This window comes from Aeromonas sp. s2 (assembly GCF_040907935.1).
In the GTDB taxonomy this organism is placed as follows: domain Bacteria; phylum Pseudomonadota; class Gammaproteobacteria; order Enterobacterales; family Aeromonadaceae; genus Aeromonas; species Aeromonas dhakensis.
On record NZ_JBFOCR010000009.1, the window covers coordinates 508,787 to 525,001 of the forward strand.

The window sequence follows — 16,215 nt, forward strand, 5'->3', positions numbered from 1 at the left end:
GCAACAGGTCACCTTGCCCCATATAAACAGGAGGGGTTTAAACGCGGCAACGGGGTATATTATGACTGCGCATGACGAGTCTGTTTTGGCATGCTTGAAGATTATTACCGGATTATTGGGCTGTCCCCCTGAAGATATAGATATCACGCCAGACGAACCCTTTGATATTATTATCGATAGGCTGCAGCAGCAGACCGACAGCCGGATCCGCCAACGTCACATTGCTCCCCGCAAACTCGCCAAACAGACGCTCCCCTTGGTGCTGCTCAGTGACAGCGGCGCCCCCTTCGTGCTGGCCCAGCGCCAGGGGGAGCAGGCCCTGATCCTGGATCCCGCCGTCGGCAACCCGCAGGTCATCGGCCAGCAGGCACTGCTGGCTCGCTGGAACGGACGAGTCTATCAAGTACGCAGGCAACAGAGCCGCTTTGACATCCGCTGGTTCATTCCCGCCTTCCTGCAGCAGAAGCGGCTGCTGGGGGAGATACTGCTCTTTTCACTGGTCTTGCAGCTCCTGGCGCTGATCTCCCCGCTCTTTTTTCAGGTCGTCATGGACAAGGTGCTGGTGCATCAGGCCTGGTCGACGTTGGACGTGCTGGTGTTCGGGCTGCTGATCACCGCCCTGGTGGAGGTCTGCCTGCGCGGATTGCGGGAGTATCAGTACGCCCACACCGCCAACCGGATCGACATTCAGCTCGGCCTGCGCATGGTGCAGCACCTGTTTGCCCTGCCTCTGCTCTATTTCAAGAGCCGCCAGGTAGGGGCCATCGTGACCCGGGTGCAGGAGCTCAACACCATCCGCGAGTTCCTGACCGGCACCATGTTCACCCTGACGGTGGACGTGCTGTTCATGTTTGTCTTCCTGGCGGTCATGGCCAGCCTCTCCGGCATGCTGACTCTGGTGATCCTGCTCTCCATCCCCGCCTATGTGCTGATTGCCTGGTGGATCACGCCGCGCATGCAGCATGCGGTCGAACTGCAGTTCGGCCACGCCGCCGCCAACACCGCCTTCTTGAACGAGACGGTCGCTGGCGCCGAGACCCTCAAGAGCCTGGCGCTGGAGCCGCGCTTCGTGCGGCGCTGGGATGAGCAGACCAGCCAGATGGTGACCGCCGGTTACCGGGTGCAGCAGCTCAACAACGCCTCCCAGCACGGCGTCATGTGGCTGCAAAAACTGGTGAGCGCCGGCGTGCTCTGGCTCGGCGCGAGCGAGGTGATCAGCCTGCAGCTCACCATAGGCCAACTCATCGCCTTCAACATGATGGCCGGCCACGTGGCCCAGCCCCTGTCACGGCTGGTGGAGCTGTGGGGCCAGTTCATCCAGACCCGGATCGCGGTAGACAAATTGGGTGACATGCTCAACCTGCCCCCCGAGCATCAGCGTGACGGCGCGGGTCAGGTCAGTGCCGGCGCCATTCAACTGGAGCGGGTGCGCTTTCGCTATCAGCCGGACGCCCCCCTCATCATCGATGATCTCTCCCTGACCATAGCGCCCGGTGAAACGCTGGGGGTGGTCGGCGGCTCAGGCTCGGGCAAGAGCACCCTGGCCAGGTTGCTGCTGCGCCTCTATCAACCCGAGCAGGGCGAGATCTTCATCGACGGCCAGCCCATCCGCCAGCTCCCCCTCCACCACCTGCGCCAGCAGATGGGGGTGGTGCTGCAGGAGAACCACCTGTTCAACAAGTCGGTACGGGACAACATCGCCCAGTCGGTTCCCCATGCCAGCCTGGACCAGATCATCCGGGCCGCCACCCTGGCCGGCGCCCACGACTTCATTCTGCGGCTGCCCCTTGGCTATGACACAGTGCTGGCGGAGGGGGGCAGCTCGCTCTCCGGCGGCCAGCGCCAGCGCCTCGCCATCGCCCGCACCCTGCTGGCCGACCCCAGGATCCTCATCTTCGACGAGGCCACCAGCGCCCTCGACGATGAGTCGCAGGCCCTGATCCAGCGCAACATGCGCCAGATCGCCTGCGGCCGCACCGTCATCACCATTGCCCACCGTCTCTCCACCGTGCGCCAGTGCGACCGCATCATAGTCCTGCAACGCGGCAAGATAGTGGAGCAGGGCGACCACGCCAGCCTGCTGGCGCGAGGAGAGCACTACGCCCGGCTGTGGCGGCTGCAGCAGGACTTGCACGAGGAGACCCCATGAATCTGCGTACCTGGCTGGCCCGCTGGCGCCAACCCCGTCCACCCCGGCAGGCGGATACCCACTACGGCTTTCTGCCGGCCCACCTGGCGCTGGCCGAGACGCCCCCCTCCCCCTTTGCCCGCATCACGGCGCTGACCCTCAGCGCCGGCGTGCTGCTGACCCTGCTGTGGGCCAGCTGGGGCGAGCTCGACATCCAGGCCACCGCCAGTGGCCGCCTGCTGGTGCTTGGCCGCAGCCAGATGATCCAGTCCTACGAGCAGGCCAGGGTGGTGACCATCCACGTGGAAGACGGTCAGGCGGTTGCCGCCGATGCGCCGCTGCTGACCCTCAATACCCTGGGGGTCAGCCAGGATCTGAGCCGCTTGCGCCAGCAGCAGGCGTTCCAGTACCAGACGTTGATCCGCTACCAGGCGCTTTACCGGGAGCAGACACCCGACCAGCATCCGGACTATGCCAGGCTCACCCCGGAGCAGCAGCAGGCACTGGTAGAGAACTACCAGAGCGAACTGCACGAATTTCACAGCACCCTCAGCAATCTGCAGGCCGAGCTCGGGGTCAACCAGGCCAACCAGGCCGCCAGGCGAGGCGACATGGCCTCCCTCACTACCCTGCTGGCCAACATCCGGCCCCGCCTGCAGGCTCGTCAGACCCTGAGCCAGTCCCAGGCAATCTCCCGGGTGGAGTATCTGGAGCAGGAAAAAGAGCTGCTGGAGACCCAGCGCCAGCTCGCCCAGCAGCGGGCGGAGCTGGAGGTGCTGCAATCCCAGCAGCAGAGCCTGCAGGAGCGGCTGGCCGGCTTCAAGGCACAGAAGCAGCGGGAGTGGATCGAGAAGCGCCAGCAGGCCAGGCTGCAGCTCACCGCCATCGAGCAGGAGCTCGCCAAGTTGCGCGAGCGGGAGCACCTGGAGGTGATCCGTGCCCCCGTGGCCGGCACGGTACAGCAGTTGGCCATTCACACCCAGGGCGCCGTGGTGCAGCCGGCCCAGCAGTTGCTGGTGATCGTGCCCAACGAAGGGGTGCAGCTCGCCGAGGTGAAGATCCTCAACAAGGACATCGGCTTCGTGCACGAGGGGCAGGCGGTGAGCATCAAGGTGGACGCCTTCCCCTACACCCGCTACGGCACCATAGATGGCGAGCTGGTGAGCGTGTCGCGCGACGCCACCGCCGATGAGCAGCTGGGGCTGGTCTTTGCCGCCAGGGTCAAGCTGAGCCAGGGCGAGATGCTGATCGACAACCAGCCCGTCAGGCTCACTCCGGGCATGTCGGTGGTGGCGGAGATCAAGACCGACCGGCGCCGGGTCATCGACTACCTGCTGAGCCCCATTCGCGAGTATCAGGCCGAGGCGCTGCGGGAGCGATGAAAATGGACCAGACCCACGCCGCCGACCGCGCTCCCGTCGCCAATGGCGCCCTCGCCGCCCTCACCCACGCTGCCCATCAACTGATGCTGACCGCCGATGCCGATCAGCTGGCCCACGCCCTGGGTTGCGATCTGGCACCGCCCGACCTGACGGTGCGGGAAGCCGCCGCCCACCTTGGCCTGCGCAGCGCCTTGTCACAGGGGCCTGGCTGCCCGCTCGCGGCGCTGCCGCTGCCGGCCTTGCTCAAGCGGGATGGCCGCTGGTACACCATCACTGCCATCACGCCAGCGGGCTGGCAGCTGTTTGATCCCGCCAGCGGCACCAGCAGCCTGCAGCCGCTGCCGAGCCAAGCCGAGGCGGCGCAGTGGCACTTTCTGTTGCTGGCCCAGCAGGATCTCACCCCGGCCGAGGTCAAGTTCGGGCTTGGCTGGTTTAGCCCGGCGGTGCTGCGCCAGCAGAAACAGCTGCGGGACGTCTTCTGCTTCGCCATTCTGCTGCAGCTCATCGCCCTCGCCAGCCCGCTGCTGTTCGAGAACATCATCGACAAGGTGCTGGTGGGACGCAGCCTCGGCAGCCTGCATGTGCTGGCTCTGGCCATGGTGGCGCTGGCCTGCGCCGAGCCGCTCTACGGCTTTCTGCGCGGCCAGGTGTTCGGCCACCTGGCCAACCAGGTCAATGCCGAGCTCTCCGGCAAGCTCTATCGCCATCTGGTCGGCCTGCCCATCGGCTACTTCAAGACCCGCCAGACCGGCCAGATCATCGCCCGGGTCAAGGAGATGGCCCAGATCCGCCAGTTCCTCACCGGCTCGACCCTGATGCTGGTGCTGGATCTGCTGTTCATCCTGCTGTTCGTCGGGGTCATGTTTCACTATGCCCCGCGCCTGACCGCCTGCGTGCTGGGCTCGCTGCTGATCTACTTCCTGCTCTGGTTGCTGATAGGCCCCCTGGTGCGCAAGAAGGTCGAGGCGGAGTATCAGGCAGATGCCGATGCCACCAGCTTCCTGACCGAGGCGGTCACCGGCATCGAAACCATCAAGACCACGGCCACCGAACGCCGCTTCTACCAGGAGTGGCAACGCCTGCTGGCGCGTCAGCTCAGGCGCGGCTTTCAGGCTAGGAAGGTGGGGCTGGCGGCCGGCCAGGGCATCGACCTGGTGCAAAAGCTCACCGCCGCCCTGCTGCTCTGGCTTGGGGTCGGCGAGGTACTGAACGGCCGCATGAGCCCGGGAGAACTGGTCGCCTTCAACATGCTGGCTGGTCACGTCACCCAGCCTGTGCTGCGGCTGGCCCAGGTGTGGCAGGATTTTCAGCACACCCTGATCGCCCTGCGCCGGGTCGGCGACATCCTCGACGAGGCACCGGAGCATGGCAACCACGGGCTCGCCTCCGTGCCTGCCCTTCAAGGCGCCATCGAGTTTCGCCACATCCGCTTTCGTTACCAGCCGGATGCCCCCGAGGTGCTGGCCAACCTCTCCTTCGCCATCGAGCCGGGGCAGTTTATCGGCATCACGGGTCCGTCCGGCTGTGGCAAGAGCACCCTCACCCGCTTGCTGCAACGGCTCTATGTGCCCCAGCATGGTCAGGTGCTGGTGGACAACATGGATCTCGCCATCGCCGATCCCGTCTCCCTGCGCCGCAACATGAGCGTGGTGCTGCAGGAGAGCGTGCTCTTCTCCGGCACCATCGCCGACAACATCCGCATCTGCCGCCCCGATGCCACTCAGGCCGAGCTGGAGCAGGCGGCGCAGCTGGCCGGCGCCCTCACCTTCATTCGCGAACTGCCCCAGGGCTTCGAGCAACAGGTGGGAGAGAAGGGGGCCCGCCTGTCGGGCGGGCAGCGCCAGCGCATCGCCCTGGCCCGTGCCCTGCTGGTCAACCCCAGGATCCTGCTGCTCGACGAGGCCACCTCGGCCCTCGACTATGAGTCGGAAGCGGCCATCATGGCCAACATGGCGGCGATCCGCCACGGCCGCACCCTCATCAGCATCGCCCATCGCCTCAATACCCTGCGCGAGGCGGACCGCATCCTGGTGATGGAGGCGGGGCAGATAGTGGAGTCGGGCAGCCACCATGAACTGCTGGCTCGCGAGGGGCTCTATGCCAGGCTGTGGCGCCAGCAGACCTCTGATGACGAACTCCCGGCCATGGCCCGCACCGGCTAATGACTGGGTTGTGAATAATGGCGGGCTGATTCAGTCCCGATACAGGCGGGGCTGTTAGGATCCGGATTGACTCTCCCCGTCATAAGCCCTCTAATTGACAGCCTGGATCCCCATGATCGCGCACCTTATGAAAATTTTGTTGGTCGAAGACGACAAGCTGCTCAATCACCACCTCACCACCCTGCTGACCGAAGCCCAGAATCAGGTCCACAGCACCGAGAGCGCCCAGGTGGCGCTCCATTACGCCGCTGACTACCCCATCGACGTGGCCATCATCGATCTGGGCCTGCCGGACATGGACGGTCTGCAGCTCATCCGCCAGTTGCGCGAGCAGCAGATCCCCTTCCCCATCATCGTATTGACCGCCCGTGGCAACTGGCAGGACAAAGTAGAGGGGCTGGAAGCGGGGGCGGATGACTACCTGGTCAAGCCGTTCCAGAAGGACGAGCTGCTGGCCCGCCTCAACGCCCTGGTGCGCCGCAGCGCCGGTTTCATCTCTCCCAGGGTCAAGGCTGGCGACTACGAGCTGGATCTCTCCCGCAAGGAGCTGACCATCGCCGGAACACCGGTGGTGCTCACCAGCTTTGAGTACCTGATCCTCGAATACCTGATGCGCAACGCCCGCCAGGTGGTCTCCAAGCAGCAGCTGCTGGATCAGCTCTACGGCGACGGCGAGGGGGACCCCAACACCATAGAGGTGATGGTGAGCCGGCTGCGCAAGAAGCTGGATCCGGAGGGGCTCATCCAGCCCATCTCCACCATCCGCCGCCAGGGCTACATCTTCAATCTGTCGTGCAGCTGATGGGTTTTCGTCTGCCGCGCCCCATGCGCTTCATCCGCCGCTCGCTGCACATCAAGCTGATGCTGAGCGCCATGCTGGTCATCGCGCTCATCATGTCCTTCTCGGTCTACATCCTCTATCTGGGCCACACCGATGAGCAGGCCCAGAAGGCCAGCACCCGCATGCAGGAGAACCTCTCCAAGCTGTTCTCCTCCAAGATGCCGGACGCCCAGGCCAGCACGGATCTGGGCCGGCTCACTCCGGATGCCATCGACCCCAACCTGGACACCCTGATCTGCCGGGCCGATGGCCAGCTGAGCTGGTCCAGCCTGCACATGCCGGAGGTGATCCAGGTCAAGGACTCCATCTGCGACGATCTGATGAAGTACCTGGGCGGGCTGGATCAGGACTACTTCTTCAAGCGCCTCACCATCAAGAATGGCGAGAGCTACTTCATCTACAGCCTGCGCTTCTTGCGCAACCACGGTGACGGCCCCACCACCTATTACGTGGTGATGGTCGATTCCGCCAAGCGCTACCTGCTGCAGACCCGCGACTACCTCTACCAGTGCATCCGCCAGGCCCTGCTCGCCTACGCCCTGCTCGGCGCTCTGCTGCTGCTCACCAGCTTCTGGAGCCTGGGCTCCCTGCGCACCATGGCGCGCCAGATCGACGAGATCCGGGCCGGCAAGCGGGAGGCGCTCTCCAACGACTATGAGCGGGAGCTGACGCCGCTGACCGAGTCGGTCAACCAGCTGCTGGAGAACGAGCGCCAGCAGACCCAGCGCTACCAGCATGCCCTCAACGACCTGGCCCACAGTCTGAAAACCCGGCTGGCGCTGATCCAGATGACGGCGCAGGAGGTCAAGCTGGGGCGCGACATTCACGACAACATCAATGAGCAGATCCTGACCATGGATCAGATCATCCAGTACCAGCTGCGCCGCGCCGTCACCGGCCGCAAGCGGCTCGCCAGCAAGGGGACCGAGCCGGTGCCCCTTATCGAGAAGCTGCTGGCCAGCCTCGCCAAGGTCTATCGCCACAAGAAGCTGCAGACCCGCTTCAAGTTCGACGACGACGTCTTCTTCGCCGGCGAACAGGGGGACCTGATGGAGCTGATGGGCAACCTGCTCGACAACGCCTTCAAGTTCGCCATCAGCGAGATCAAGGTGACGGTGAGCCGCCGGCTCGACCGGCTGCGGATCGAGATCGAGGACGACGGCCCTGGCATCGACCCGGGCAAGTCGCAGCAGATCTTCCAGCGCGGGGTGCGCGCCGACAGCTCCCCCGGTCAGGGGATCGGGCTGGCGGTGGTCACCGAAATCGTGCACAGCTACGGCGGCCAGATCATGGTGGACGAGTCCCCGCTCGGCGGCGCTCGCTTCACCCTCGACCTGCCCTGAAGCCATCTCTGCCCACCCAGTGCGCCTGCCAACCGGCAGGCGCACTGCATTGTGGCCCCGCCACCTCACACAGACCCGGCTGCCGCCATCGCCAGCAACACAGGCCGGCTGTAAATGGCGGGCATAAAAAAACCGGCCGCAAGGGCCGGTGAAACAGTTCAGGCTTGTCAGGTGACAAACGCACCCAGCGGATGAAGAGAAGTCCCAATTCCTTATGGCGCCCTCTCTTCTTGAGTACGTAGGGACACTCTACGCCATGGTCACTGAATCAAGGCTGAACCATGGCCATTGCGTCACCCGCCCTGTCGTTGCTTACAACTTGATGCCCAGCGACTGGCGCAGATAGGCGCCGGCGCCGAGCAAACCCGGCCCTTCATGGGTGATGAGGAAGACCGGGATATCCTTGAGGTAGGATTTGAAACGTCCCTTGTCTTCGAAGGCCACCCGAAAACCCGAGCCTATGAAAAACTCCTGGAAGCGCGGCACTATGCCACCGGCGATGTAGACGCCGCCGAAGGTGCCCATGTTGAGCGCCAGGTTGCCGGCAAAACGGCCCATCAGCACGCAGAACAGGCTCAAGGTGCGACGGCAGTCCAGGCACTCGCCCGCCAGCGCGCGCTCGGTGATGTCCTTGGGTTCGAACGCCTGCGGCTCGCGGCCATCGGACTTCACCAGACCGCGGTAGATGTTGACGAGGCCAGGGCCGGAGAGCAGCCGCTCGGCCGAGACGTGACCCAGCTCGGCGCGCATCACCTGCAGCACCGCATCCTCCTCTTCGCTGTTGGCGGCAAAGTCCACGTGACCGCCCTCTCCCGGCAGGCTCAGCCACTGCTCTCCCGCCTGCACCAGGTGGGCGACGCCAAGGCCGGTGCCGGCCCCGTAGATGGCGATGGGCTTGCCGGCCATGGGGGCCGCGCCACCCAGCTGGATGCGATCGCTTTCCCCCAACACGGGCACCGCCATGGAGACGGCGGTAAAATCGTTGATCACCTGCAGCCGGGTCAGCCCCAGATTGGCCTGCATCTCGCTGATGGAGAACTCCCAACTGTGATTGGTCATGGCGACCCAGTCGCCGTTGATGGGGCAGGCGATGGCGATGCAGGCTTCGCCCACCTGCACCTTGTGCTCATCCAGATAGAGGCGAACCACGGCTTCGAGAGTGGGATGGGCCAGCCCGGAATAGGTCTTGGCCTGGGAAATGGTGCCGGTTGCCAGCTCGCACAGGGCCAACCGGGCATTGGTGCCGCCTACGTCGCCGACCAGCGCATGGGTATGCTGCATAAAACAACTCCTTCGTTACTGGGGTCGGGGCGGCCATTACCGTCCCGCACTTATTATTTGGTGCCAATTCTACCCGAGCCCCTCCCCTTGCGGCGCGTTTGATGGGTGCAACTGTGCGCCCGCTCACAGTGTTGTTGCTTTGCAACATTTGTAAGCGCTTTCACGGAATGACTGGAAGTTTGTAACCAAAACAACGAAATAATTAGACATGAGTCATACTTTGCAGGGCCGAGATTAGTTTCGATAAGAGCTTGTCTTGTATAGTCATCAAGTTGATTGGAAACCTGCTTAGCCATGAATTTAGTGCAAAGACACTGAAGCTAAATTACAAAAACGCCTGGTGGTGATGATGAATACCCTTGATAAAATTACTAATAATTTGGAAAGTTTCAGTAAATCAGAGCGTAAAGTCGCCGAGGTCATCCTGGCCTCCCCACAGACGGCCATCCACTCCAGTATCGCCACCCTCGCCAAGATGGCTGACGTCAGTGAACCGACCGTCAACCGTTTCTGTCGCCGGCTCGATACCAAGGGCTTTCCCGATTTCAAACTGCATCTGGCCCAGAGCCTGGCCAACGGCACACCCTATGTGAACCGCCACGTGGAGGCAGAAGACGGGCCCGATACCTATACCGCCAAGATCTTCGAATCCACCATGGCCTGCCTCGATGCCGCCAAGAACAGCCTGGACATCTCGGCCATCAATCGCTGCGTCGACATCCTGACCCAGTCCAAGAAGATCAGCTTCTTCGGCCTTGGGGCCTCCTCCGCCGTCGCCCGCGATGCCCAGAACAAGTTCTTCCGCTTCAACATCCCGGTGGTGAGCTTCGACGACATCGTCATGATGCGCATGAGCTGCATCAACAGCAGCGAAGGGGACGTGGTGGTGCTCATCTCCCACACCGGTCGCACCAAGGCGCTGGTGGAGATTGCCGCGCTGGCCCGTGAAAACGACGCCACCGTCATCGGCATGACCGCCAAGGACTCCCCGCTGGCGCGCGAGTGCAACCTGGTGCTCTCCATGGACGTGCCGGAAGACACCGATGTCTACATGCCGATGGCCTCGCGCATCGCCCAGCTCGCCCTGGTGGACGTGCTGGCAACCGGTTTCACCCTGCGCCGCGGCATGAAATTTCGCGAAAACCTGAAGAAAGTCAAAGAAGGTTTGCGCGAATCCCGCTTTGATACACCCCACTCTTCGTGAACAACGGGGGCCCCGGCCCCCGGCTGTCTCTGCCACCTTCCTTGGTGTAGTATTGTAATTTAGTAACAAAAGCCACCCAGATGGCTTGCAAGCGGGTGCAATGGGTCATGCGCTTGACGGGGCAGTATCTCAAGTCATATCAACTTCAAAACTGGAGTCTTTCATGCCAAGACGTACAAAGATTGTAACCACACTCGGTCCGGCCACCGATCGCGAAGGGATCCTCGAGGGGATCATCCGTGCCGGTGCCGACATGGTGCGGATGAACTTCTCCCACGGCACTGCTGAAGACCACATCCTGCGCGCCAACCAGGTGCGTGACATCGCCGCCAAGCTGGGCCGTCACGTCGCCATCATGGGCGACCTGCAGGGCCCCAAGATCCGCGTTTCCACCTTCAAGGACGGCAAGATCTATCTGGCCATCGGTGACAAGTTCATCCTCGACGCCGCCCTCGGCAAGGGTGAAGGCTGCCAGGAGCAGGTCGGCATCGACTACAAGAGCCTGCCCAATGACGTGGTGCCCGGCGACATCCTGCTGCTGGACGACGGCCGCGTGCAACTGAAAGTGGAGCAGGTCGAAGGCACCCGCATCCACACCACGGTCACCGTGGCCGGTCCGCTCTCCAACAACAAGGGCATCAACAAGAAGGGTGGCGGCCTCTCCGCCCCTGCCCTGACCGAGAAGGACAAGGAAGACATCAAGACCGCCGCCCGCATGAACGTGGACTACCTGGCCGTCTCCTTCCCCCGTTGCGGTGATGACCTGCGTTACGCCCGCGAGCTGGCCCGCGAAGCCGGCTCCAACGCCAAGATCGTGGCCAAGGTCGAGCGCGCCGAGACCGTCGCCACCGACGAGGCGATGGAAGACATCATCCTCGGCTCCGATGCCGTCATGGTGGCCCGTGGGGATCTGGGCGTTGAAATCGGCGATCCCGAGCTGGTCGGCGTGCAGAAGAAGCTCATTCGCCACTCCCGCCGCCTGAACCGGGTGGTCATCACCGCGACCCAGATGATGGAGTCGATGATCAACGCGCCGCTGCCGACCCGTGCCGAAGTGATGGACGTGGCCAACGCCGTGCTGGACGGGACCGATGCGGTGATGCTCTCCGCCGAGACCGCCGCCGGCCAGTTCCCCATCGAGACCGTTACCTCCATGGCCAGCGTCTGCGTGGGCGCCGAGAAGCACCCGAGCCTGAACGTCTCCAACCACCGCATGAGCTACACCTTCACCTCGGTGGAAGAGGCGGTCGCCATGTCCACCATGTATGCGGCCAACCACCTGGAAGGAGTCAAGGCGATCGTGGCGCTGACCGAGTCGGGCACCACCCCGCTGCTGATGTCCCGTATCAGCTCCGGCCTGCCGATCTTCGCCCTGTCGCCGCACAACAAGACCCTGGCCTGGACCAACCTCTACCGCGGCGTCACCCCGGTGCTGTTTGACGGCGACGAGACCAAGCCGGTCTACGAAGTGTGCCGCGACGCACTGGACGTGCTCAAGGCCAAGGGGCTGCTGCAAAGCGGCGACATGGTGTTGCTGACCCACGGCGACAAGATGGAAACCGTCGGCAGTACCAACACCTGCAAGGTGATGATGGTCGAGTAATCGCCCCTCCAGCCTGCAACAAAAACGGCTCCCGCGGGAGCCGTTTTTCATGGTGACCAAGCTGGATCAGCCGCGAAACAGCTCCACCTTGTCGCCATCCTGCAGGCTGCCGGCGCCGCGCACCACCACCCTGTCCCCCTGCTTGAGCGCCCCGCTCACTGCCACCTGCCGGCTGTCGCCGAACAACACGGTCACCGGCACCCGGTTTACCTTGAGCACCTCGCCGTGCTGCTCCACCTGATAGACCACGCTCCCCTCGGTGTTTAGCACCAGGGCATCGCGCGGCAGCAACATGGTCTGCTGCTCCGCCAGCGGCAACGCCACCCGCACCGGCGAGCCGATGATGAAGCGCCCCCCCTCCGGTTTGAGGCGCAGTTCGATGAGGCGCGACTTGGGATCGGCGCTGGCCGCCCGCTGGTAATAGACCCCGTGGCCACTGAGCTGATCCCCTTCCACTCGCAGCCGGGTCTGGGGCGCCAGCTGGCCGGCCCAGACGATGGGGGCCTGCAGGCGGATGTCGGGCTGATCGGGGTTGACCAGCTCCAGCGCCTGCTCGCCGGCATCCACATGTTCCCCCGGCTGGATGAAGTGGTTGTTCACCACCCCGTCGAACGGCGCGAAGATGTGGCTTCTGCGCAGCTGCTCCTCAATCTGGCGCACCTGCACCCGCGCCAACCGCTCGGCCAGTTCAGCCTGCTCCACGTCGTAGCGCGCCTTGTCGTACTGGCTCTGGGAGGCGCTCTTCTGGCGGTGCAGAGTCGCCAGCCGGCCAAACTCGGCGCGGGCAAAGCGCACGTTGCTATCCCACTTGGCCTGCTCGGCCTGGGCCTGCTCCAGCGAGAGCCGCAGCGCCGCGCTGTCGAGGCGCAGCAGCTCATCTCCCTTGCTGACCCGGCTGCCGAACTCGGCGATCCACTCCACCCGGCCACTCACCTCGGCGCTGAGCGCCGCCTGCTGGCGGCTCGCCACCGTACCGCTGACCCAGATGCTGGCCGCCGCCTCCCCCCGGGTCACGTCCGCCAGGGTCACCATCTTGCCCTGTGCCAGCGCGGGGAACACGCCCCCCGCCAGCAGCGCCGCGCCCACAACCATCCTTGTAAAACCGTGTGTCATCGATGAGCTCCTTGCTCAGGCCCGCTGCCGAATGGCCTGCGGCACGTCGACCCGCTCACCCAGCCGCAGGAAGGCGGGCAGCAGGACCAAGGTAAACAGGGTGCTGCAACTCATGCCGCCAACGATGACGGTGGCCAGCCCCCGGTAGATTTCGCTGCCCTCGCTCGGGCTCAGCATCAGCGGCAGCATGCCGAAGATGCTGGTGAGGCTGGTCATGGCGATGGGTCGCATCCGGCTTTGCAGGGCATCGGCCACCGCCTGCTGGCGACTCATCCCCTCCCGCTCCGCCGTGCGGGTCTGGTGCACCAGCAGGATGGCGTTGTTGACCACCAGCCCCAGCAGGATGACGAAGCCGATGATGGTCAGCAGATCCATCGGCAGCGGCACCAGCAGGCCGCTCAGGTAGAGCGCCAGCACACCGCCGACGGTGGCGAGCGGCAGGGTGAGCAGCACCAGCACCGCATCCTTGAGGGAAGCAAAGACCCCCCACAACAGGATGAGCAGGATCATCACCGCAAACAGGAAGATGGCCCCCAGGTTGCCGAGCGCCTGCTGCAGACTGTCGGCATTGCCGGAGACCCGCAGCTCGCCACCGGCGGGCAGCAGCGGCCGGATGGCGGCAAAACTCTTGCTCTGCAAGGTGTCCAGCACCTGCTCCATGCTCATCCCCGCCGGGGGCGAGATCTGCAGGCTGATGCTGCGCCGCCCATCAGCCCGAAAGATGCTGGCCGGCCCCATGTCGTGCTCCACCCGCAGCAGCTCGCCGAGTGGCACGATGCGCCCGGACGGGGTCGCCAGCGGCACCGCCTTGAGTTCATCCGGGTTGGCCGAGGTCTGCCCCATCAGCATGATGTCGAGCCGCTCCTCCCCGTCGAAATACTCGCCGACCCGCAGCCCGTCACCGAAGGTCTGGATGATGGCAGGCATGGGGGTGCGATCCCAGCCCACCTCGGCGAGGCGCCTGTCCTGCGGCACCAGCCGCAGCTCGGGGGCGGTGAAATCGAGATCCGGCTGCGGCCTGACCTGGGCCCCCGGCAGATCCTGCTTGACGATGGCCATGGCGGCCCGCGCCGCCCGATAGAGCTCTGCCAGATCGCCCCCCTGCAGCAGCAGGGAGATGCCGTTCTCGCTGTCAAAGCCGCCGAACAGCGACCCCTGACCGCCAAACACCTGGGTATCTGGGATGCCCACCAGCAACTGCTTCATCAACAGCTGCTCCAGCACCTTGATCTGGTCCTCCTCTTTCGGTCGCACCCCAATCTGGGCGCCGCCCGGGTAGCGCAATATGTAGTAGTTCTTGAGGGCCGGCTCCTGCTCCCCCTTCATGTAGGGATCCAGCCTGGCGCTGAGCGTGTCGATCACCTCCTCGCGCTGGGCCTTGAGGTTGAAGCCCGGGGTGAAATTCATCCAGACATCCACCGCGTCGCGCTTCACGTCCGGCAGGTAGTCCATCTTCGGCAGCAGGGCCCAGGTCGCCAGCGCCGGCAGGCTCATCATCAGGGTAATGACGGTCCAGCGCCGACGGGGCGTCGCCGTCCAGCGGATCACGTGGCGGGTGGTACCCTGCCACAGCGCCTCATAGGGGTCAGTCAGCCGCTCCCGCCCCATCCAGCGCGCCGCCACCGCCGGCAGCACGGTCACCGCCACCAGCATGGAGACGGTCACCGCGCAGGCGATGGTGAGCGCAAGGTCAGCAAACAGCTGCCCCTCGACGTCGTTGAGCAGCAGCACCGGCAGGAAGATGGCAACCGTGGTCAGGGTGGAGGCCACCAGGGCGGTCCACACCTGGCTGGCACCTTCCAGCGCCGCCTCCCCCTTGCTGAGATCCCCTCGCTCGTGGCGCCGGTAGATGCTTTCCAGCACCACGATGGCGGCATCGAGCACCATGCCGACCGCAAAGGCGATACCCGCCAGCGAGATGACGTTGAGGGTGCGTCCCAGCACCTTGAGCAGACAGAAGGTGAGCATGATGCTGATGGGGATGGCGATCGCGATCATCAGGGTCGCCTTGAGCCGGCGCAGAAAGACCCAGAGGATGGCGCAGGAGAGCAGCACGCCGAGCCCCAGGTTGGCGGTCACCATGCTCACCGCCCGGTTGATGTAGAGAGAGGCGTCGAACGACTGCTCCATGTGCAGACCGACCGGCTCCAGCACCTCGCGGTTGAGCTCGCCCACCTTGAGCTTGATCGCCTCCAGCGCCGCCAGGGCGTTGGCCCCACTCTCCTTGAAGATCTGCGCCGCGATGGCGGTGTTGCCGTTCTGGATGCGCAGCACCGGGTTCTCCTCCCGGGCCAGCTGGATCTCCGCCACGTCCCGCAGATAGATGGGCAGGCCGTCGCGCCAGTCCACCACCTTGTCTCCCAGGGTCGCCACGTCGTAGCGGCCGGCAAAGCGCAGCTTGTACTCCCAGCGGCCGATGTCGAGGGTGCCGGCGGAGACATCCCAGCCGGTGCTGGCCCGGCTGGCCAGCACCGGGATCTCCACCCCCAGCTCGGCGGCGCGGTAGGGGTCGAAGCGGATCTGGATCTGGCGCTCGTTGATCCCCTGGATGTCGACCGTCGACACCCCGGGGATCCGCTCCAGCTCGGGTTTTATCCGCGCCTCGATCAACGCCTGGTGATCGTCGATCGGCCCCTTGGCGCCGGGCAGCTGCTGGATGAAGAAGAAGGTGAGGGTGTCGTTGCTGCTGTAGTTGTTGACGTAGGGACCGCCAATCTTGTCCGGCAGGCCGGAGACCCGGTTCAGGCGGGAGATGACGTCAAGCTGGGCCCGCTGCATGTCGGTGCCGAGGGCAAACTCCAGATCGATCTCGGTGAAGCCGGGAAAGCTGTTGCTGGTGAGATTCTTGAGCCCCTGTACCCCCTGCATCTCCTGCTCGATGGGGTCGGTTATCTCCGACTCCATCTCCTGGGGTGAGGCCGAGCGCCAGTCCACCGAGATGTTGAGGTGCGGGCGATCGATGTCGGGAAACAGCTGGATCGGCAGCCCCCGGATGCTGAGCAGGCCCAGCAGAAAAATCAGCACGATCGAGACCGCCACCCAGATGGGACGTTCGATCGCCGTTTTGGCGAGATTCATTCACTCTTCCTGAGTTTGTTGTTGTCGGCCATTCCGCTGGCCTTGCTTCCTGCCCCAAGGGTGAGGGGCCATTGCATTAA

At 64.3% G+C, this 16,215-nt stretch carries 10 protein-coding genes; 7 read left to right on the top strand and 3 right to left on the bottom strand.

The genetic code is table 11. The annotated features are described in order from the left end of the window. Positions 1 to 61 precede the first annotated feature (61 nt). The 5 genes from AB5Y81_RS07265 (at position 62) to AB5Y81_RS07285 (ending at position 7,856) form a co-directional block, all read left to right on the top strand. Positions 62 to 2,149 carry a type I secretion system permease/ATPase gene (locus AB5Y81_RS07265; protein WP_279484645.1) on the top strand — a complete coding sequence of 696 codons (2,088 nt, stop codon included), beginning with the start codon at positions 62 to 64 and terminating at the stop codon, positions 2,147 to 2,149. Continuing rightward, on the top strand, positions 2,146 to 3,510 hold the full coding sequence (locus AB5Y81_RS07270) for an HlyD family type I secretion periplasmic adaptor subunit (RefSeq protein ID WP_017766580.1): 1,365 nt from the start codon (positions 2,146 to 2,148) through the stop codon (positions 3,508 to 3,510). The genes AB5Y81_RS07265 and AB5Y81_RS07270 overlap by 4 nt, the downstream gene beginning before the upstream one ends. A 2-nt stretch (positions 3,511 to 3,512) precedes the next feature. Further along, positions 3,513 to 5,672 (top strand): type I secretion system permease/ATPase, encoded by a 2,160-nt coding sequence (locus AB5Y81_RS07275; RefSeq protein WP_017766579.1) that lies wholly within the window; start codon positions 3,513 to 3,515, stop codon positions 5,670 to 5,672. Positions 5,673 to 5,799: 127 nt separating this feature from the next. Then, positions 5,800 to 6,474 (top strand): response regulator transcription factor, encoded by a 675-nt coding sequence (locus AB5Y81_RS07280; protein WP_010634645.1) that lies wholly within the window; start codon positions 5,800 to 5,802, stop codon positions 6,472 to 6,474. Next, positions 6,474 to 7,856, top strand: coding sequence for an ATP-binding protein (locus AB5Y81_RS07285; RefSeq protein WP_005298736.1), 1,383 nt, complete (start codon positions 6,474 to 6,476; stop codon positions 7,854 to 7,856). Before AB5Y81_RS07280 ends, AB5Y81_RS07285 begins: the two co-directional genes overlap by 1 nt. Before the next feature lie 312 nt (positions 7,857 to 8,168). Here AB5Y81_RS07285 and glk read toward each other — a convergent pair whose 3' ends face one another. Then, entirely contained in the window at positions 8,169 to 9,137 is a 969-nt protein-coding gene (gene glk, locus AB5Y81_RS07290; RefSeq protein WP_042008408.1) for a glucokinase, read from the bottom strand. A gap of 349 nt (positions 9,138 to 9,486) precedes the next feature. On the opposite strand from glk, the gene AB5Y81_RS07295 reads away from it, so the two are divergent. Together AB5Y81_RS07295 and pyk are read left to right on the top strand one after the other, a co-directional pair. Continuing rightward, positions 9,487 to 10,341, top strand: coding sequence for a MurR/RpiR family transcriptional regulator (locus AB5Y81_RS07295; RefSeq protein WP_005298732.1), 855 nt, complete (start codon positions 9,487 to 9,489; stop codon positions 10,339 to 10,341). A gap of 163 nt (positions 10,342 to 10,504) precedes the next feature. Further along, a complete protein-coding gene (pyk, locus tag AB5Y81_RS07300) occupies positions 10,505 to 11,944 on the top strand; it encodes a pyruvate kinase (protein WP_005298729.1) in 1,440 nt (479 codons plus the stop codon). Positions 11,945 to 12,010: 66 nt separating this feature from the next. Here pyk and AB5Y81_RS07305 read toward each other — a convergent pair whose 3' ends face one another. Together AB5Y81_RS07305 and AB5Y81_RS07310 are read right to left on the bottom strand one after the other, a co-directional pair. Continuing rightward, the gene (locus AB5Y81_RS07305) at positions 12,011 to 13,057 is read right to left on the bottom strand and encodes an efflux RND transporter periplasmic adaptor subunit (protein ID WP_279484648.1); all 1,047 of its coding nucleotides are present in this window, start codon (positions 13,055 to 13,057) and stop codon (positions 12,011 to 12,013) included. Between the two features lie 15 nt (positions 13,058 to 13,072). Further along, on the bottom strand, positions 13,073 to 16,135 hold the full coding sequence (locus tag AB5Y81_RS07310; protein WP_279484649.1) for an efflux RND transporter permease subunit: 3,063 nt from the start codon (positions 16,133 to 16,135) through the stop codon (positions 13,073 to 13,075). Between the last annotated feature and the right edge of the window lie 80 nt (positions 16,136 to 16,215).

Coding starts and splice junctions, on each gene's coding strand:
- pyk (WP_005298729.1), top strand. CDS start 10,505: ATGCCAAGACGTACAAAGATTGTAACCACACTCGGTCCGGCCACCGAT.
- glk (WP_042008408.1), bottom strand. CDS start 9,137: ATGCAGCATACCCATGCGCTGGTCGGCGACGTAGGCGGCACCAATGCC.
- AB5Y81_RS07310 (WP_279484649.1), bottom strand. CDS start 16,135: ATGAATCTCGCCAAAACGGCGATCGAACGTCCCATCTGGGTGGCGGTC.
- AB5Y81_RS07280 (WP_010634645.1), top strand. CDS start 5,800: ATGAAAATTTTGTTGGTCGAAGACGACAAGCTGCTCAATCACCACCTC.
- AB5Y81_RS07295 (WP_005298732.1), top strand. CDS start 9,487: ATGAATACCCTTGATAAAATTACTAATAATTTGGAAAGTTTCAGTAAA.
- AB5Y81_RS07305 (WP_279484648.1), bottom strand. CDS start 13,057: ATGACACACGGTTTTACAAGGATGGTTGTGGGCGCGGCGCTGCTGGCG.
- AB5Y81_RS07275 (WP_017766579.1), top strand. CDS start 3,513: ATGGACCAGACCCACGCCGCCGACCGCGCTCCCGTCGCCAATGGCGCC.
- AB5Y81_RS07265 (WP_279484645.1), top strand. CDS start 62: ATGACTGCGCATGACGAGTCTGTTTTGGCATGCTTGAAGATTATTACC.
- AB5Y81_RS07270 (WP_017766580.1), top strand. CDS start 2,146: ATGAATCTGCGTACCTGGCTGGCCCGCTGGCGCCAACCCCGTCCACCC.
- AB5Y81_RS07285 (WP_005298736.1), top strand. CDS start 6,474: ATGGGTTTTCGTCTGCCGCGCCCCATGCGCTTCATCCGCCGCTCGCTG.